The following is a 17,485-nucleotide window of genomic DNA, read 5'->3' as shown; positions in this document are numbered from 1 at the left end:
CGACCCCTGGTCAACGCAGGTCAGTGGCGTGCGTAACGGCCGGTGGGCTCGCCGACGGTCTCGCCGTCGCGGAAGCGCACCTGCCCGCCGACGGCGGTCACGACGGGCCAGCCGGTGAGCTCGACCCCCTCGAACGGGGTGTGGTCCTGGCCCGACAGGCACACCTCGTTGGTGACCGGCTGCGCCAGCTCGGGGTCGACCACGGTCAGGTCGGCGTCGAAGCCGACCATGAGGCTGCCCTTGCGGCCCCACAGGTTGTAGGCGCGGGCCGGGTTGGCCGAGGCCAGCTCGGCGATCCTGGACAGCGACAGGCCGCGCTTGCGGTGCCCCTCGGAGAACAGCACCGGGTAGAGCAGGGCGGTGCCGCCGAAGCCGGGGCGGGCCGGCCAGAGCTGGTCGCCCTTCTCGGCCTCCATGCAGCAGGCGTGGTCGGAGGCCACCCAGTCGATGGTGCCCTCGGCCGCGTGCCGCCACAGCGCCTCGTTGTCGGCCTTGGTGCGGATGGGCGGGTTGACCTTGCCGCCGAGGCTGCCGGTCGCGTCCAGGGTGTCGTGGTCCAGGCACAGGTGGTGCAGGGTCGTCTCGGCGCGCAGGTCGCCGCCGAACGAGCGGCGGGCCAGCGCGACCGCGTCCACGGCCTCCGCGCTCGACAGGTGGAGCAGGTTGAGGTTGGTGCCGGTGTGCGAGGCCAGCGTGGTGGCCTCGCCGATGGCGACCCGCTCGGTCAGCGGCGGGCGGCCCTCGTGGTAGGCGCGCAGCGTCTGCGGGTCCCCGTCGGCCCGTACGCGGTCGATGAAGACCCGCATGAGCTCCGACTGCTCGCAGTGCAGCGACACCGAGAGCCGCTTGTCCGGGTTGGCCTTCTGGACCGCGGTGATCTGCTCCATCAGCAGGTAGAGGTGGCCCAGGTCGTACTCGTCGCCCATGGTGAAGGAGCGCGCGTCGCGGCTGTTGGCCGCCAGGTCGAACCCCTTGTAGAACATGTAGTACTTGAACGACGTGACCCCGTGCTCCTCCACCAGCATGGGGATCTCGGCGATCTGGTCCACCGTCATCGGCGCCAGGTGGAAGGCGTAGTCGGTCCAGGTGCGGCCCGCCACCGCGTTCAGCACCTCGGGGAAGATCTCCTTGTACGGTCCCGTACGGTCGAGGTAGTGAGAGCCGGTGCGGAAGTACGACAGCACCGTGGTGGCGCCGCCGACCAGCGAGGAGCGGGTCTCCTCGAAGGCGTCGAGCGCCAGGTCCCGGTAGATGCCGAGGTGGAAGTGGGCGTCGACGGCGCCGGGGAGCACCACCTTGCCGCGGGCGTCGACCACCTCATCGGCTTCGGCGGCCGGGATGTCGTCGGCCAGGGCGGCGACCTTGCCGTTGGATACCGCCAGGTCTGCGCGGATTTCGCCGTGGTACGGCAGGACGACGGTGCCACCCTTGACGAGAAGGTCGTATCGAGACATGGAGATGGCCGGGCCCGGGGGTACCGGCCGTCACCCCCTTTCGGATGCGTTCCAGCCCATCTGGGCGGACAGTCGTGCGGTTGATTCGAGAAGCCTCGCGACGCATTCCCCGACCTCGGCGCGGAAGCGCTCCACCGGCCCGCAGACGCTGACGACCGCCACCGGCCTGCCGTGGTGGTCGAGGATGGGCGCCGCCACGGAGGCCGCGCCGGACATGCGCTCGGAGAAGGACTGGGCGTAGCCGCCCTCGCGGATCGAGGCCAGCTCCCTGCGGAGCCGGGCCTTGTCGACGATGGTGTTGCCGGTCAGCGGCTCCAGCGCGCCGAGCGACAGGTAGTTCTCCATCTCCTCCTCGGTGAGGAAGGCGAGGAAGGCCTTGGACGAGGCGCCCGCGTGCAGCGGGTGGGCCACGCCGAGGTTCACGCTCATGATGACCTCGCGGGCCGGGGTCACCTGGTCTACGTATATCCGGTAGTTACCGGTGCGGATCGACAGGGTGGCCGTCTCGTCGGTGCGCTGGGAGAGCGTCACCAGCTCCGGCGCGGCGATCCGCCGCACGTCGATCCGGTCGAGATAGGCCAGGCCGAGCCGCATCGCGCCGACGCCGAGCGAGTAGCGCCGGGTCGACTGGTCCAGTTCGATCAGCCCGCGCACGCGCAGCGAGGCGAGGATCCGGTGCACGGCGGCCTTGGACATGCCCAGCGCCTCGGCGATCTCGGTCACGCCCAGTGTGTTCGAGGGGGTCTCGGCGAAGTGCATGAGCACGTCCGCGGCCCGCTCGACGGTGGCGATGGCCTGGCCGGAGTTCTCCCTCGCGGGCGCCTTCCCGCTGGTCGCGGTGCCGGCGTTCTTGGTCGGCATCTGTCCTCCAAGGAAACGATCAGAATCGGCTATCTACCTTGGCGGTGAAAACCGACGCGCGCAGGAAGATCGGTGACAATTCGCGTGTCCAGGAACTCCCACCACTCGTCCTGGCTGACCCGCTGGTTCTCCCAGCCGTCGTCCGCCTTGAGGGTGGACAGCGCCTTGCGGTACTCGCCCCAGGCCGCCTCGTCCTCGAAGGCCGCCCAGTTCTCCAGTGTGTAGACGTCGCCGACGGCGCTGTAGTACCAGCGGACCTCGCTGACCATCGGCAGATCCCGGTAGAACCAGCTTTCCCGGTCTTCCAGCCACTGCCAGAAGCCCTTCATGTCCTGCCGCGCCCGGGAACGCAGTTTCATCCGGTAGACGAGGTAGATCATTGCGAAGAGCTCCAGGTTGGCACTCAGGCGGGGTTGTTCCGCACACAGTAACGCTGTTTCAATATATTGGGAAGACCCGGTGCCGGACGCTGTCCTGCGGCGATTCGCGGCCCCGGGTTCCCGCCGCACCGTGCGGCGACGCGGGCACCGACTGGCCTGACGCACATCCAGCCATCTGAGGAGGCCGATTCCGTGGAGGCAGAGCAGATCGTCCCGAGGGACCGATCAGCGACCGACGACCAGCGCACCGCGCCGCCGGGTCCCCTGGCAGGCCTGGTGGTGGTCGACGCGGCCACCCTGTTCGCGGGCCCCCTGGCGGCGACGATCCTGGGCGACTACGGCGCCGACGTCGTCAAGGTCGAGCACCCCGACCGCGGCGACCCCTCCCGCACCCACGGCGCGAGCAAGGACGGGATCGGCCTGTGGTGGAAGATGCTCGGCCGCAACAAGCGGACCGTGACCGCCAACCTGGGGCGGCCCGAGGGCGCCGACCTGCTCAAACGGCTGCTCGCCCGGGCCGACGTGCTGATCGAGAACTTCCGTCCCGGCACCCTGGAGCGCTGGGGCCTGTCCCCTGACACGCTGCTGGAGCTCAACCCCCGGCTGGTGATCGCCCGGGTGACGGGCTTCGGGCAGCACGGCCCGTACTCCAGGAGGCCCGGGTTCGGCACCCTCGCCGAGTCGATGAGCGGCTTCGCCGCGGTCACCGGCGAGCCGGACGGGCCGCCGACGCTGCCGCCGTTCGGCCTGGCCGACGGCGTGGCGGCGCTGACCTGCGTGAGCGCCGTCACGATGGCGCTGCACCACCGCGACAGCCCCGGCGGCACCGGCCGCGGCCAGGTCGTCGACCTGGCCATCATCGAGCCGCTGGTCACCCTGCTCGGCCCGCAGCCCATGGTGTGGGACCAGCTCGGCCGGGTCCAGCCGCGCACCGGCAACCGCTCGGTCAACAACGCGCCGCGCAACACCTACCAGACCAGGGACGGCCGCTGGGTGGCGATCTCCACCTCGGCGAACTCCATCGCCGAGCGGGTCATGCGCCTGGTCGGGCACCCCGAGGTGATCGACGAGCCGTGGTTCGCCTCCGGGGCCGAGCGCGCGGAGCACGCCGACCTGCTCGACGCGTACGTCGGCGGCTGGATCGCCGAGCGCGACCTGGACGAGGTGGTGCGCGAGTTCGAGGCGGCCCAGGCGGCGGTCGCCCCCATCTACGACATCCGCGACGTGTTCGCGGACCCGCAGTACCAGGCCCTCGACACGATCACCACGGTCGACGACGAGGACCTCGGGCCGCTGCGGATGCAGAACGTGCTCTTCCGCCTCTCGGCGACGCCCGGCTCCATCCGCTGGAGCGGCCGCGCCAGGGGCGCCGACAACGACGACGTGTGGGGCGGGCTCGGCGTGAGCGCCGAGGATCTGGCCGCCCTGCGAGACAAGGGGATCGTGTGATGACCGAGACGAGCACGCTGCCGACGCTCTGGGAGCGCCTCGACGGTGCCAGGATCGTCGACCTCGCGCAGCCCATGCGAACGGGCATGCCGCAGTCACCGAGCCATCCGCGGTTCCGGATGGTCATCGAGCGCCGGCACGGCGACATGGTGCGCGAGGACGGCGGCTCGGCCGCCAACGAGGTGATCCTGACCGGCGGCCACGTGGGCACCCACGTCGACGCGCTCGGCCACGTCTCACAGGACGGCTACCTGTACGGCGGCGTCGAGGCCGCCGGGGTCCAGTCGCACCAGGGCCTGTCCCGGCTGGGCATCGACGCCTTCCCCCCGTACGTGGGACGCGGGGTGCTGCTCGACGTGGCCGCCCTGCACGGCGCCGACGTGCTCCCGCCCGGCTACGAGGTGACCCGCGCCGACCTGGAGGCCGCGCGGGACCGGGCCGGCGTGCGGATCCGGCCCGGCGACGCGGTGCTCATCGGCACCGGCTGGTCGCGTGAGTGGGACCGGCCCGGCCGGTTCATCGGCGAGGAGGGCGGCGTGCCGGGCCCCGGTCCGGACGCGGCCCGCTGGCTGGCCGAGCAGGGCGTGCGGGTGGCCGGCGGCGAGACCGTCGCCTTCGAGCAGATTCAGGCGGGCCGCGGCCACTCCGTGCTGCCCGTGCACCGGATCCTCCTGGTCGAGTCAGGGGTGAACATCGTGGAGACGATGCGGCTCACCGAGCTGCGGGAGCTGGGCGTGCCCGAGTTCCTGCTCGTGCTCAACCCGCTGCCGGTCGTCGGCGCCACCGGCGCACCGGTCCGGCCGCTCGCGGTGCTGGCGTCATGACGATCGTCTCCGCTCTCGCCGAGTTCGCCGCGGCCGCCCGTGACGGGCTGCCCGAGCCCGTCATGGCCGACGTCACGGGCCGGGTGCTCGACACGTTCGGCAACTGCCTGGCCGCCCAGGAGCTGACCGGCCCGCAGGAGCCGCACGAGGCGGTGCGGCGGCTGGCCGGGCGGTGGGGCGGCGCCGGCGAGTGCTCCGTGCTCGGCCACGCGCTCGCGCTGCCCGCCCCCTCGGCCGCCCTGGTCAACGGCACGCTCGCGCACGCGCTCGATTTCGACGACACCCACCTGCCGTCGGTGCTCCACCCGTCCGCCTCGGTCGTGCCCGCCGCGCTGGCGGTCGCGGAGTCGGTACGGGCGAGCGGCGCGGCCCTGTGCCAGGCCATCGCGGTCGGCGACGAGATCACCAACCGGCTCGGCATGGCCTCCTACCTGCCCGAACTGCGCAACTCGCTCTTCTTCGAGAAGGGCTGGCACGCCACCTCCATCTGCGGCACGGTCGGCGCGGCCGCCGCCTCGGCCCTGCTCATGGGGCTGGACGCAGCAGGCATCGCGGACGCCATGGGCATCGCCGCCAGCATGGGCGCCGGGGTCATCGAGGCCAACCGCACCGGCGGCACCGTCAAGCGCGTCCACTGCGGCTGGGCGGCGCACTCCGGCGTGGTGGCCGCCGCCATGGCGGCCGAAGGGGTGACCGGGCCGCCGACGGTCTTCGAAGGACGTTTCGGCTTCTTCCAGGCGTTCCTCGACGGGCGCTACGACGCCGAAGCGATCACCGCCGGGCTCGGGGAGGATTGGGAGCTGCTGCGCACGGTCTACAAGCCGTACCCGTCCAACCACTTCACCCACCCGGGCATCGACGCCGCACTCGCGCTGCGCGCCGAAGGGCTGCGTCCCGAGGACGTGGACGAGATCGAGCTCGGCGTGGCCGCGGCCCCGCTGCGCACGATCGGGGAGCCGTACGAGGAGAAGATCCGCCCGCGCACCCCGTACCACGCGAAGTTCTCCGGCCCCTACACCGTGGCCAGCGCGCTGGTCGGCGGCGGCGGGCTGGGCCTGCACCTGGACGACTTCACCGAGACAGCGTTCCGCGACGAGCGCCGGCTGGCGCTGGCCGCGCGGGTCCGGGTGGTGGCCGACGAGCAGTGCTCGGAGGAGTTCCCGCGGGCGTTCTCGGCCGTGCTGCGGGTGCGCACCCGCGACGGGCGGCGGCTGGAGCACCGCGTCCACAGCTCACGCGGCGGCCCCGAGCACCCGCTCAGCATCGACGAGCTGGAGCGCAAGTACGCCCTCAACGCCGCACGCGTCCTGTCCCCCGAGGCGGTCACGACCCTCGCCAAGGAGGTCCGCGGCCTGGCCACCCGCGCAGACGTCACGGGCCTCCTGGAACCCGCGCTGATGACGACCCCGTGAGCACCCGCGCAGGGTGGCGCCCACGCCACCCTGCGCGCCCGCGGTGGCCCCGCCTCCCGGGGGTCAGGCGGTGGGCCAGAAGCGGGTGAGGAGAGGGCCGGGGAGGTCCGGGACGCCGGAGCCGTACGTCCAGGTGCGGGCCGTGAGGGAGAGCACCTCCACCTCGCCGCCCGACACGAGATCCCGCGGCTCCGGGACGCCGGACGCGGAGCCGCGGGCGCGGATGACGTCGTCCTCCACCCGCAGCGCCTCGGCGACGGGCCCGTGGACCACCCGCGGCGCGGGCCCGTCCGGCAGGCCGTCCTTCCAGGCGGGCGGGCCGGAGAACCAGGCGACGGCCAGGCAGCCGCCGGGGCCCGCGACGCTCGCCGTACGGGGCGTGGACGGCGGGAGATAGGCGTAGGTCCCGGCGGGGAAGTCTGTGCCGCTGACCGAGATCAGGCCGTCCAGCACCACGAACTCCTCCGCGCACGGGTAGTGCCCGGTGTCCGGCCTGCTCCAGCCGGCGGGGAAGCGGACCAGCGACACCGACGCCTCGCCGGCCGCGTGCAACCGCACCAGCCGGACGGGTCCCGAGCTCGCGGGCATGACGACCTCCCGCCAGTCGAGGCCGGGACCGTCGAGGTCGACCACACGCGTCATCAGTGCCACACCTCCGCCGTCGCGCCGGGCACCCGGCGTTCCTCGATCACCGTGACGCCTTCGAGCCGGCCGTCACGGAAGCGCTGCCAGAGCCGCGCCTTGTAGTCGTCGTCCGCGAAGGTGATCAGCTCGACCACCTCGGTCCCCGGGTCGGCGGTCCACCGGTACGGGAACACCAGGAAGCGCCCCTCCACCAGCACCGCCCGCCCCTCGAACGACGGGTCGTCGAAGCGCAGCTCGCCGCTCTCGAAGCGGGCGCGGAAGTCCAGCACCTCGGGGTCGTGGCCGGGCCTCCGGTAGACGATCCGCTCGTACCAGCGGTCTCCCTCCAGACGGGTCTCCTGGCGCGACGCGTACGTGTCCCGCACCTCCCCCGCCGGGGACAGGTGCGTATAGCTGCCCTCCCAGACCCCGGTGACAGCGGCGAGCCGCTCCCGCAGCCCGCACGGAACGGCCGCGGTCATCGGGCCATGCCGAGGACGCGGCGGGCCTGGCGGACCACGGCCTCGTCGACCATCCGCCCGGCCGAGTCGAGCAGCACGCCCGACCCGCTCGCCTCGAACCGCTCGACCAGGTCCCTGGCCCAGGCGACCCGCTCGGCCGACGGGGTGAACACCTCGTTGACGACCGCGATCTGGGCCGGGTGGATGCAGGCGCGGCCCGCGTACCCGAGCCGGGCGATCGCCTCCGTGGACGCCCGCAGGGCATCGAGGTCGCGGAAGTCGGTGGACACCGGCCCGACCGGCGGGGAGATCCCCGCGGCGGCCGACGCGAACACGACCTGGGAACGGGCCCAGAGCAGCTCCCGCTCGTCCGGCCCGGTGGTGACGCCGGTGTCGGCGCGCAGGTCGGCCTCGCCCACCTGCAGACGGGCCACCCGGGGCCCGCGCGCGATCTCCAGCGCCTGGAAGATCGCCGAGGCGGACTCCAGCAGCGGCACCACCGGCACGCCGTCCGCGCCCAGCGCGGTGAGCAGGGTGTCGAGCTCGGCCAGCTCGGCGGCGCTCTCGACCTTGGCCACGACCAGCCCGGCCAGCGACGGCGCGGTGGCCACGGCGCGGACGTCCGCCTCGCGCAGCGGGCCGGGGTTCACCCGGACCCACAGCTCCACCGGCCCGGGATCGGTCTCCCGCAGCCAGCCGGCCACCGCCTCCCTGGCCGCGTCCTTGCCCGCGGGCGGGACGGCGTCCTCCAGGTCGACGATGAGCGCGTCCGCGCCCCTGCCGAGCGCCTTGCCCAGCTTGTCCGGCGCGTCGCCCGGCACGTACAGGTGGGATCGGGCCATGCCGCTCACCCGACCTTGACGTCGCCGCGCGACAGCGACCTGGCCACCACCGTGCGCAGCACGTCGTTGGTGCCCTCGCCGATGCTCATCAGCACCGAGTCACGGTAGAGCCGCTCGACCTCGTACTCGGTGGAGTAGCCGTACCCGCCGTGGACCTTGAGCGAGCTGATCGCCGACTCCAGCGCGACCTCCGAGCAGAAGATCTTCGCCATGCCGGTCTGCGCGTCCGCGCGGCCCTTCCTGACCTGGTCGGCGGCCCAGTACGCCATGAGCCTTGCCGCCTGCAGCGTGGTGGCCAGGGAGGCGAGCTGGATCTGCACGGCCTGGAAGTCGCCGATCGGCTGCCCGAACGCCCTGCGCTGGCGGGAGTAGGCCAGGGCCTCGTCGTAGGCGCGCTGGGCGATGCCGACGGAGCGGGCGGCGATGTTGACCCGGCCCCACTCCAGGGCGGACAGCGCCTGCTGCATGCCGCGCCCCTCGACCCCGCCGAGCAGGTTCGAGGCCGGGACGCGCACGTCGTCGAGCACGATCTCGCACGACTCGGTGCCCTTGTAGCCGAGCTTCGGGATGTCCTTGGTGACCTGGTAGCCGGGGGTGTCCGCCTCGACGAGCAGGACGCTCATGCCCTTGTGCGCGGGCGTGGTGGCCGGGTCGGTCTTGACGAGCACCGGCAGCGGGTCGGCGTAGCGGGCGTTGGTGATCCACGTCTTGGTGCCGCTGACCACGTAGTGGTCGCCCTCGCGCCGCGCGGTGGTGCGGATGCCCTGGAGGTCGGTGCCGGCGTCCGGCTCGGTCAGGCCGATGCCGGTGCGGCGCTCGCCGGTGGCCAGCCCGGGCAGGTAGCGCCGCTTCTGGTCGTCGGTGCCGTGCATGGCGATCATGCGGCAGGCCAGGGAGTGGCTGCCGAGGATGCCGGCCACGCCCATCCAGCCGCGCGAGATCTCCTCGAAGACCAGCGCGAACGACACCGGGTCCAGGTCGAGGCCGCCGTACTCCTCGGGGACGGTGATGCCGAACAGGCCCAGCTCCTTGAACCCGTCGACGATCTCCGTCGGGTACCGGCCGGAGTGCTCCCAGTCGCGCGCGACGGGCACGATCTCCTTGTCGACGAACGCGCGCAGCAGGGCGCGGAAGTCCCGCTGCTCCTCGTTCAGCTCGAAGTCCATGACTACCTCTCGTGCCTTTCAAAGGGGACGAACACCGGCAGGGCGCGCCCGTCGGGCAGCGGGCGCCAGTCCAGCCGGAGCGGGTCGCCGATCCCGACCGCGCCGGGCTCGTCGGTGACCACGTTGGACAGCAGCAGCACGCCTTCGGCCAGCCGCACCCTGGCGACGACGTACGGGGGCGTGAAGCCGGGCATCGCCCGCTGGACCACGGTGCAGGCGTCGACCGCGGCCTCGCCGGAGGCGTCGAGCCAGCCCAGGCCCTCGGTGGCGCCGCAGGCGGTGCAGAGCGCCCTGGGCGGGTGCTGGGCGTGCCCGCAGGAGCAGCGCTGCACGAGCAGCCGCCGTTCGCGGGTGGCCTCCCACCAGGGCAGGGTGACCTCGTCGGGTTCTGGCGCGTTCACCGGTCCACCCCCAGGAGGACGGTCGCGTGCGTGGACAGGATGCCGCCGGTGCCGTGGGCGAGCGCGACCTCCGCGCCGGGCACCTGCCGCTGGCCGCACTCGCCGCGCAGCTGGCGGACGGCCTCGACGAGCAGCAGCACCCCGTACTGGCCGGGGTGGCAGTACGACAGGCCGCCGCCCGAGGTGTCGAGCGGGAAGTCGCCGCCCGGGCGGATGCGCCCGCCGGCGATCCAGTCGAGCGCCTCGCCCCGGCCGCAGAACCCGAGCGCCTCCAGGGTGAGCACGACCGTGATGGTGAACGAGTCGTACACCTCGGCCACGTCCACGTCGGCCGGGGTGAGCCCGGCGCGGGCGAACGCGTCGCGGCCCGCCTCGACGGCGCCGGTCACGGTCAGGTCGTCGACGGCGGTCATCGACGTGTTCGTGGTGCGCTCGCCGTAGCCGAGCACGCGGACCGGCGGTCTGCGCAGGTCGCGGGCCCGCTCCAGCGAGGTGAGCACGATCGCGCCGCCGCCGTCGGTCACCAGGCAGCAGCCGGCCGAGGTGAGCGGCGTGGACACCATGGGCGCGGCGAGCACCTCGGCGGCGCTGAGCGGCCCGGCCCCGTGCCGGTAGGCGGCCGGGTTGAGCAGCGCCCACTCGCGGGCCGCGACCGCGACCTCGGCGAGCTGCTCGCGGGTGCCGCCGTAGCGGTGCAGGTACTGCTGGGCGGCCATGGCGTAGTACGAGATCGGGTACAGCGGCCCGTAGGGCGTCTCGAACTGCGCCTCGGGCGTGTGCGTCTCCACCACGCCGCCGAGCGACCTGGACCGCGCCGAGCGCTGGTTGGACGCGAACGAGACGACGACGGTGGAGCACTGGCCGGCCTCGATGGCCTGGACCGCGCGGGCGACGTACATCTCGAACGCCGACCCGCCCGCGAAGGTGGAGTCGGTCCAGGACGGGCGCAGCCCGAGATACTCGGCGAGCTGGGTGGCCGAGAACCGGGACACCCCGGTGGTGGCCACGCCGTCCACGTCGGCGAGGGTGAGCCCGGCGTCGGCCAGGGCCCTGGTCACCGCCTGGGCCTGCAGCCCGAGTATCGACCTGCCGGTGACGCCGAGGTCGCTCTCGGCGGCGCCGGCGATGGCGACGGCGGTCATGAGGCCTCCTCGCCGAGCACGATCTCGGCTCCGGCCGGCTCGACCGCCACCCGCTCCGGCAGGTCGCCGTCGATGATGAGCACCCGCTGCTCGACCTGGACGACGCCGCCCTCGACGGCGGTCACCCGGCCGACGCAGCGGACGGTCTCGCCGGCGAAGACGAGGTTCTTGAACCGGAAGTGCAGGCGGCGCACGAACGCGCGCGGCCCGAGCCAGTCCTGCACCTGCTCGGCCAGGAGCGCGCCGAACACCTGCCCGTCCACGACCGGCGCCGGCAGCCCGCGCGGCGCCAGGTAGTCGGGGTCGTAGTGGAGCCGGTGCCAGTCCCAGGTGGCCCCGGCGTAGGCGACCATGGCGCGCAGGTCGATGGTCCGCTCCAGCGGCGGCACCTCCGCGCCGGGTGTGACCCGTGGTGCTGTCACCGGTCCTCCTTCCGCGCGACGTAGATGATGGTCTCCTCGTTGGTGCAGAGCAGGTCGCCGTCCTGGTTGGTGTAGGTGGCGACGGAGGAGACGACGAGCATGTCCTGCCCGCCTGACGTGCGGCGCTCGGTCGCGCCCTCCAGCCGCCAGGTGGCGGTGATCACGTCGTCCGGGCGGACGTGCCGGTGGAAGGTGTACGTGTTGCCGCCGCGCACCTTCCTGCTGCCCGGGATGTCGATGTGCCAGTCGTGGCCCGCGTACCCGTCGGCGTCGGGCGGCACGTCGGCGTACTGGTTGGTCTCGCAGATCAGCGTCGGCGGCGCGACGACGCCCGGGAGCCCGTGCTCGCGGGCGTAGGCGTCGTCGGTGTAGAGCGGGTTGTCGTCGCCGACGGCCTTGGCGAAGTAGCGGATGGCGGCGCGGCCCAGCTCCTCCGGCGCGGTGTAGGTGACCTCCGTGCCGATCCTGGCGCGGAGTTCGTCGCTCAGCAGGCTCATGGCAGCACCGCCGTGGGGAAGACCTCCAGCAGGAACTCCGGCCGCAGCAGGCCGGCGCAGAGCGCGCCGGTGGAGGCCGGCCACGGCTCGCGCAGCCGCTCCTTGCGCACGCCCGCCACGCCCCGGTAGCCGGCCAGCCCGTCCGGGCAGACGAACTCGATCGTGGAGATCAGGTGCTCGGGCCCGGCCCCGGCGGCGGCCAGCACCTGCCCGATCGCGTCGTAGGTGACCTCGGCCTGGGCGACCACGTCGCCGGGGTGCAGGACCTCCTGCGTCTCCATGTCGAGCGAGGCGAAGCCGCTCATCCACAGCATGCCGCCGGCCTTGACGCCGGGCGTGTAGGTGAGCGTGTCGTAGCGGGACCAGCCGGGGTTGACGGCCTCCAGCGGGTGGCGCGAGGCGGTGACCTCCAGCGCGACGAGCACGCCAGGCCGGTGCAGCTCGCTCATCAGGATGCCGCCCGCGCCCGGGTAGACGCCCGCGCCGCCGAGCCGCTCCTTGCGCGCCCGGTGGGTGCGCCGGTAGACGTCGCGGGTGGCGGGGGTGCTGTAGTCGTACGTGGTCACGGCGGCGTCGAGCGACAGCCCGGCGCCGCGCAGCAGCCGGTCGGCCTTGTCCAGGCAGTAGGCGTACTGGCCGACCAGGTCGCCCTCGTGCACCACCGCGCCGTGCTCGTCGACGGGCAGCAGGGTCGGCAGGAACACGGCGCCGTCGGCCGTCTCGGCCACCCCGCCCTCGGAGACGGCCTTGGGCCCGCCGGGGCTCGCGTGCACCTCGATCTCGATGAACGCCGCCGGGCGCAGCAGCCGCTCGACGATCACCGTGCTGACGGCGGGCCGGTGCTCGCCGAAGACCTCCTGCCGGATGGCCTCGGCCTCCGGGTAGTGGTCGAGGCCGTGGACGGTGACGTTCTCGGTGATCTTGGTGACGTCCTGGAAGGTGAGTCCCGCGGCCTCCAGGATCCTCTCGATCTTCGCGTACGCGGTCCTGGTCTGGTCGGTCATGCCGCCCCTGACCACCATGCGGCCGCTCTCCGGGTCGTGCTCGCTGGCCGAGTGGCCGGACAGCCAGGCGTCGGCGCCGTGCGTGAGGCCGAGCGAGAAGGAGTACCCCTCGTAGCGGAACCAGGGGAAGTGGTCGGGACGGATGGCGTTGAGTGTCATGCGTTCTCCTCCGGGGCCGCGAGCCGGTCGGCGAGCGCGGCGATGGCGGTCAGGTCGGGCTCGGCGGCCAGCGCGCGGATCCGGCGGGCCAGCTCGTCCGCCTCCGGTGACGGCCCGCCCGCGTTGGCGGTGAACTTCGCGAGCAGCGCGGCCTCGCTCAGCGGGTTGCCCGGGCCACCGGCGCTGCTCGGCACCCTGCCCTCGACCTCCCGCCCGCCGGCCAGCCGCAACCGCACGTGGCCGGGCGCGTCGGCGGCGACGCCGGGGAACGGGGTGACCTCGGTTCGGACCCGGGCCGCGAGCGCGGCGACGTCGTGTCGGCGCAGCCTGCCGGGCTCGTACGTGCCGAGCGTCACCTCACCGTCCAGCAGCAGCGCGGCCACACTCCAGGGCAGCGAGAACTTCGCGTCGTACGGGGTGCGCGGCGCGACCTTGCGGTCGGCGGGCTCGCACACGATGGAGGCACTGTCCGGATGCACATACGCGATCACCTCGACCACCTCCTCACCGAGCCGGGCCGCGCGGGTTTCCCCGCCGGGCCGGTCCCCACGGGCCTCGTCGCCAGGCCGGGCCGCACGAGCCTCCTCACCAGGCCGCGGCGGGCGGGTCTCCCCGTCGTGCGAGGTCGTACGCGGCTGGGCGGTCTTGTCGCCCAGAGTTGCTTCGCGGAGGGCGTCGGCGGCGGCGTCCAGGGTGGCGTGCATGAGCTGGCAGGCCGGGTACGGCTTGACGGTGATGCGGGTGGTCTCCCACGTCTCGCCCAGGCCGTCGGTGATGCGGGCGATGTCCGCGGGGCGGGCGGCCAGGGCCGCGTAGAGGCCGTGCGGGCCCTCGATCACGGTGTCGGGACCGCTGGCGCCGGCCGCCGCGAGCCGGGCGGCCAGGATGCCGGACGCCGAGGCCAGGCCGGGGTGCAGCTGCTTGGTGGACGCGCCGGTCGACAGGAACTCCAGCAGGCCCCCCGCCTGACTGCCGGCGATGCCCAGCGCGTCCACGGCGGTGGCGGGGTCGAGGCGCATCAGCCGGGCCGCCACGACGGCGGCGGCCAGCACGCCGCACGCCATGGTGGCGTGCAGGCCGCGGGCGTGGAAGGCGTGCGGCGCGGCGGCGCCGAGCCGGCACACGGTCTCGTACCCGGCGATGGCGGCGGCGAGCGTCTCGGCGCCGCTCGCGCCGGTCTGCTCACCGACGGCGAGCGCGGCGGGCAGCACCGCGGCGGTCGCGTGCACCAGCCCGCCCGCGTGCGTGTCGTCGAAGTCGAGCGCGTGCACGAGCGTCCCGGTGGCCAGCGCCGCCGCCACCGCCGAACCGCGCCCCCCGGTCCCGGGAATCCCCGACTCGGGCGGCCCCCCGAGCCCGCGGGCGACGGCGATCGCGGGCGCCGCCGCCCCGGCCCGGCCGCCCGCGACGGCGGTGCCGAACCCGTCGAGCAGATGCCTGCACGCGGCCTCCCGCACCTCCTCGGGCGCGCCCGCCGGCCCGGGCCCGAGCGCCCAGGCCACGAGAGTACGCGCGACGGTCACGACCCCACCGCCCCCACACCCTCCGAAGCCCCACCACCGGAGGCAGCCGCCCCGCCGCCGGAAGCCGGCGTGGTGTCGCCGTCGGGAAGCGGGCCGAAGGCGCCGGCGTCGGTGAGGGTGCTGATCCGGGTGTCGTCGTAGCCGAGGAGGTCGCGGACGACGTGGCCGAAGTCCTCGTTGCGGCGGGGCGCGCGGCGGTAGGCGGGACGGTCGGCGCCGACCCGGACCGGGGAGGCGACCTGGCGGACGGTGCCCCAGTGCGGGTGCTCGGTCTCCACCAGGAGGTCGCGGGCGAGGGTGTGCTCCTCCTTCATGGCGGCGGGCACGTCGTTGATCGGGCCGCACGGGATGGAGGCGGCGTAGAGCGGCTTCAGCCACTCGTCGACCGTGCGCCGCCGGAAGATCTCCTCCAGCAGGGGCAGCAGCACGTCCTTGTTGCGCCGCCGGTCGGCGAAGGTGGCGAAGCGCGGGTCGCCGGCCCACTCGGGGTGACCGATCACCACGGCGAGCCGCTGCCAGAACTTCTCCTTGGCGCAGCCGACCACCAGCCACCCGTCGGCCGCCTCGAACGCCTGGAACGGCACCAGCGACGGGTGCGCCGAGTGACGGGTGCGCTCGGGGACGAACCCGGCGTTGAGGTGCCAGACCGCCGGGTAGGTCAGCAGCCCTATGGCGGTGTCGTACAGGCTGACGTCGCAGTCCATGCCGACCCCGTCCCTGCGGGCCGCGTGCAGGCCGGCCAGCAGCGAGATGGCCGCCACGAACCCGCCGGAGTAGTCGACCATCGAAAGGCCGGACTTGGTCGGCGGCCCCTCCGGGTCGCCGGTGAGGTCCATCCACCCGGCCAGGCCCTGGAGCACGTAGTCGTAGCCCGGCTCCTTGCTGCGCGGCCCGGTCATGCCGAAGCCGGTCAGCGAGCAGCACACGATGGCCGGGTTGAGGTGCTTGAGGTCGTCGTAGGTGATGCCGATCTTGGCCGGCACGTCGCCGCGCAGGTTGCTGTAGACGGCGTCGCTGACCTTGACGAGGTCCTCGAAGACCGCGCGGCCCTCCGGGCTGGACAGGTCCAGGGAGAGGCTGCGCTTGTTGCGGTTGAAGGTCTCGAAGAACAGCGAGTCCTCGCCCTCGGCGTACGGGGGCACGTAGCGGCCGACGTCGCCGCCGGCCCTCGGGTCCTCGATCTTGATCACCTCGGCGCCCAGGTCGGCCAGGTGCACGCTGCCGAACGGGCCCGCGCCGTACTGCTCGACGGCGATGATCCGGACGTCTTCCAGCGGTCTCACGCTCGTCCTCCCGTGATGTCGGCGATGAGGCGGATGATGGATCGCTGCGCCGCCCTGGTCTCGGCGGCCGGCAGGCCGTGCGTGGGCGGGGTCAGCTTGACGGAGCCGGCGAGGCCCTCGTAGGCGGCGATCCGCTCCCGTACCTCGTCGTGGGTGCCGGCGAGGGTGAGAGCGTCCACCATGCGGTCGGTCACCACGTCCCCGAGATGGTCGGCGCCGCGCCCGCCGCGGAAGGCCTCGATCACGGCCTCCTGCTCGGCGGCCAGGTCGTGGAAGGCGAAGAAGTCCGCGTAGCTGCGCACGCTCGCGTAGAAGCCGACCAGGCCGGCGGCGCGGCGGCGGGCCAGCTTCGGGTCGTCGTCGACCGAGCAGGCGGCGGAGACGACGAGGTCGAGGTCGCCGCGCCCCTTGCCGCGCTCATCGACGTGGGCCTTGGCGAGCCCGGCCTCGATCTCCGGCAGGATGCGCTCGGCCAGGTAGGAGGGCGAGCACAGCTCGTGGGAGATCCAGCCGTCGCCGATCTCGGCGGCGAGCCTGGTCATCGCCGGGCCGACGGCCGCCAGGTAGATCGGGATCCGGGTGCGGACGACCGGGAAGGGGCGCTGGTAGCCGACGATCCGCATCGGCTCGTGCTCGCCTTCGAGCACCATCGGCTCGCCGGTGCCGCAGTGCTCCCAGAAGTGGCGCAGGTAGCGGACGGTCTCGCGCAGGTGGCCGACCGGCTTGCCCCAGCGGGCGTTGTGCCAGTCCTCGTTGAGCCGCTTGACCCCGGAGCCGAGCCCGAGCACGAACCGGCCGCCGGACAGCTCGTCCAGGTCGAGCGCCTCCAGCGCGGTCACCATCGGGCTGCGGGTGAACGCCAGCGCGATCGCGGTGCCGACCCGGGCAGTGCCGGTGGCCTGGGCGAGCGCCGCGGCCGACACGGTCGCGCTGCGGTGCAGCTCGGGCACCCACACGACCTCCGCGCCCGCCTCCTCGGCGGCGCGGGCGGCGGCGGCCTGCTCCTCCAGGGTCTCGCCCCACGGGCCGTAGGTGATGCGCACTCAGTCCTCCAGGGCGAGCGGCTGTTCCGCTGTCGGGAACAGGCCCTCGATCTGCTCGGCGCCGCGCCGGTAGACGTAGAAGGTCCGCTTGAACGAGCAGACCTCCTTGCCGTCCTGGTTGAGCGTCCTGGTCTTCACGGTGACGATGCCGGCGTGCGGGCGGCTGCCCGACTCGCGCTTCTCCAGCACGATCGACTCGCTCCACAGCGTGTCGCCCGCGAACACCGGGTGGGTCATCCGGATGTCGGTCCAGCCCAGGTTGGCGAAGGCGTTCTGGGTGAGGTCGGTGACGCTCTGCCCGACGGCGATGGCCACCGTGAAGGTGGAGACCACGAGGGGCTTGCCGAACTCCGACTTCGCCGCGTACTCCGCGTTGAAGTGCATCTGGTTGGTGTTCATCGTGAGGAGCGTGAACCAGGTGTTGTCCGCCTCGGAGACGGTCCTGCCGAGTGGATGCTGATACACGTCCCCGACTTCGAAGTCCTCGAAGTACCGGCCCTGCCAGCCCGGTTTGACACTCATGACGTTTCCTCGCTCT

General features: G+C 73.3%; 19 protein-coding genes. 3 read left to right on the top strand and 16 right to left on the bottom strand.

From position 1 onward, the window contains the following. Positions 1–20 precede the first annotated feature (20 nt). The 3 genes from ABD999_RS26370 to ABD999_RS26360 are packed head-to-tail and all read right to left on the bottom strand — an operon-like array spanning position 21 to position 2,695. Positions 21–1,454 carry a dihydroorotase gene (locus ABD999_RS26370; protein WP_271280145.1) on the bottom strand — a complete coding sequence of 478 codons (1,434 nt, stop codon included), beginning with the start codon at positions 1,452–1,454 and terminating at the stop codon, positions 21–23. 30 nt (positions 1,455–1,484) lie between these two features. Beyond that, positions 1,485–2,315, bottom strand: coding sequence for an IclR family transcriptional regulator (locus ABD999_RS26365; protein WP_148033450.1), 831 nt, complete (start codon positions 2,313–2,315; stop codon positions 1,485–1,487). A 29-nt stretch (positions 2,316–2,344) separates the two neighbouring features. Further along, complete coding sequence (locus ABD999_RS26360) at positions 2,345–2,695, bottom strand: ferredoxin reductase domain-containing protein (protein ID WP_148033451.1); 351 nt, start codon at positions 2,693–2,695, stop codon at positions 2,345–2,347. Positions 2,696–2,887: 192 nt separating this feature from the next. Between ABD999_RS26360 and ABD999_RS26355 the strand changes: the two genes are divergently transcribed. The 3 genes from ABD999_RS26355 to ABD999_RS26345 are packed head-to-tail and all read left to right on the top strand — an operon-like array spanning position 2,888 to position 6,380. Then, complete coding sequence (locus ABD999_RS26355; protein ID WP_261808753.1) at positions 2,888–4,144, top strand: CaiB/BaiF CoA transferase family protein; 1,257 nt, start codon at positions 2,888–2,890, stop codon at positions 4,142–4,144. Further along, a complete protein-coding gene (locus tag ABD999_RS26350) occupies positions 4,144–4,968 on the top strand; it encodes a cyclase family protein (RefSeq protein WP_148033452.1) in 825 nt (274 codons plus the stop codon). The genes ABD999_RS26355 and ABD999_RS26350 overlap by 1 nt, the downstream gene beginning before the upstream one ends. Then, positions 4,965–6,380, top strand: a complete 1,416-nt coding sequence (locus tag ABD999_RS26345) for an MmgE/PrpD family protein (protein ID WP_271280146.1) — start codon at positions 4,965–4,967, stop codon at positions 6,378–6,380. Before ABD999_RS26350 ends, ABD999_RS26345 begins: the two co-directional genes overlap by 4 nt. 63 nt (positions 6,381–6,443) lie before the next feature. Here the strand turns inward: ABD999_RS26345 and ABD999_RS26340 are convergent, their stop codons facing one another. From ABD999_RS26340 to ABD999_RS26280, 13 genes are read right to left on the bottom strand one after another with little or no spacing between them, the layout of a single operon-like run. Then, positions 6,444–7,022 carry a cupin domain-containing protein gene (locus ABD999_RS26340; RefSeq protein WP_271280281.1) on the bottom strand — a complete coding sequence of 193 codons (579 nt, stop codon included), beginning with the start codon at positions 7,020–7,022 and terminating at the stop codon, positions 6,444–6,446. Next, positions 7,022–7,486, bottom strand: a complete 465-nt coding sequence (locus ABD999_RS26335; RefSeq protein ID WP_271280280.1) for a DUF3598 family protein — start codon at positions 7,484–7,486, stop codon at positions 7,022–7,024. Before ABD999_RS26335 ends, ABD999_RS26340 begins: the two co-directional genes overlap by 1 nt. Further along, the gene (locus ABD999_RS26330) at positions 7,483–8,307 is read right to left on the bottom strand and encodes an HpcH/HpaI aldolase/citrate lyase family protein (RefSeq protein WP_271280279.1); all 825 of its coding nucleotides are present in this window, start codon (positions 8,305–8,307) and stop codon (positions 7,483–7,485) included. Before ABD999_RS26330 ends, ABD999_RS26335 begins: the two co-directional genes overlap by 4 nt. Positions 8,308–8,312: 5 nt before the next feature. Further along, entirely contained in the window at positions 8,313–9,473 is a 1,161-nt protein-coding gene (locus tag ABD999_RS26325; protein ID WP_271280278.1) for an acyl-CoA dehydrogenase family protein, read from the bottom strand. A 2-nt stretch (positions 9,474–9,475) separates the two neighbouring features. Next, positions 9,476–9,874, bottom strand: a complete 399-nt coding sequence (locus ABD999_RS26320) for a Zn-ribbon domain-containing OB-fold protein (protein ID WP_271280277.1) — start codon at positions 9,872–9,874, stop codon at positions 9,476–9,478. After that, positions 9,871–11,016 (bottom strand): acetyl-CoA acetyltransferase, encoded by a 1,146-nt coding sequence (locus ABD999_RS26315; protein ID WP_271280276.1) that lies wholly within the window; start codon positions 11,014–11,016, stop codon positions 9,871–9,873. The genes ABD999_RS26320 and ABD999_RS26315 overlap by 4 nt, the downstream gene beginning before the upstream one ends. Beyond that, on the bottom strand, positions 11,013–11,438 hold the full coding sequence (locus ABD999_RS26310) for a MaoC/PaaZ C-terminal domain-containing protein (protein ID WP_271280275.1): 426 nt from the start codon (positions 11,436–11,438) through the stop codon (positions 11,013–11,015). The genes ABD999_RS26315 and ABD999_RS26310 overlap by 4 nt, the downstream gene beginning before the upstream one ends. Then, positions 11,435–11,935, bottom strand: coding sequence for an FAS1-like dehydratase domain-containing protein (locus tag ABD999_RS26305; RefSeq protein WP_271280274.1), 501 nt, complete (start codon positions 11,933–11,935; stop codon positions 11,435–11,437). The genes ABD999_RS26310 and ABD999_RS26305 overlap by 4 nt, the downstream gene beginning before the upstream one ends. Next, entirely contained in the window at positions 11,932–13,098 is a 1,167-nt protein-coding gene (locus ABD999_RS26300; protein ID WP_271280273.1) for a RidA family protein, read from the bottom strand. The genes ABD999_RS26305 and ABD999_RS26300 overlap by 4 nt, the downstream gene beginning before the upstream one ends. Further along, positions 13,095–14,621: an MmgE/PrpD family protein gene (locus ABD999_RS26295; protein WP_345482931.1), complete on the bottom strand. Its 1,527-nt coding sequence runs from the start codon at positions 14,619–14,621 to the stop codon at positions 13,095–13,097. Before ABD999_RS26295 ends, ABD999_RS26300 begins: the two co-directional genes overlap by 4 nt. Then, on the bottom strand, positions 14,618–15,904 hold the full coding sequence (locus tag ABD999_RS26290) for a CaiB/BaiF CoA transferase family protein (RefSeq protein WP_271279313.1): 1,287 nt from the start codon (positions 15,902–15,904) through the stop codon (positions 14,618–14,620). Before ABD999_RS26290 ends, ABD999_RS26295 begins: the two co-directional genes overlap by 4 nt. Then, complete coding sequence (locus ABD999_RS26285; RefSeq protein WP_148033463.1) at positions 15,901–16,947, bottom strand: LLM class flavin-dependent oxidoreductase; 1,047 nt, start codon at positions 16,945–16,947, stop codon at positions 15,901–15,903. The genes ABD999_RS26290 and ABD999_RS26285 overlap by 4 nt, the downstream gene beginning before the upstream one ends. Then, positions 16,948–17,469 (bottom strand): MaoC family dehydratase, encoded by a 522-nt coding sequence (locus ABD999_RS26280; RefSeq protein ID WP_219549164.1) that lies wholly within the window; start codon positions 17,467–17,469, stop codon positions 16,948–16,950. It lies immediately after the preceding gene. Positions 17,470–17,485 lie beyond the last annotated feature (16 nt).

The sequence above is a fragment of the Nonomuraea ferruginea genome (genome assembly GCF_039540635.1).
Classification (GTDB): domain Bacteria; phylum Actinomycetota; class Actinomycetes; order Streptosporangiales; family Streptosporangiaceae; genus Nonomuraea; species Nonomuraea ferruginea.
Note: the sequence above shows the minus strand (reverse complement) of the source record. Positions and strands in the feature narration are given on the sequence as shown.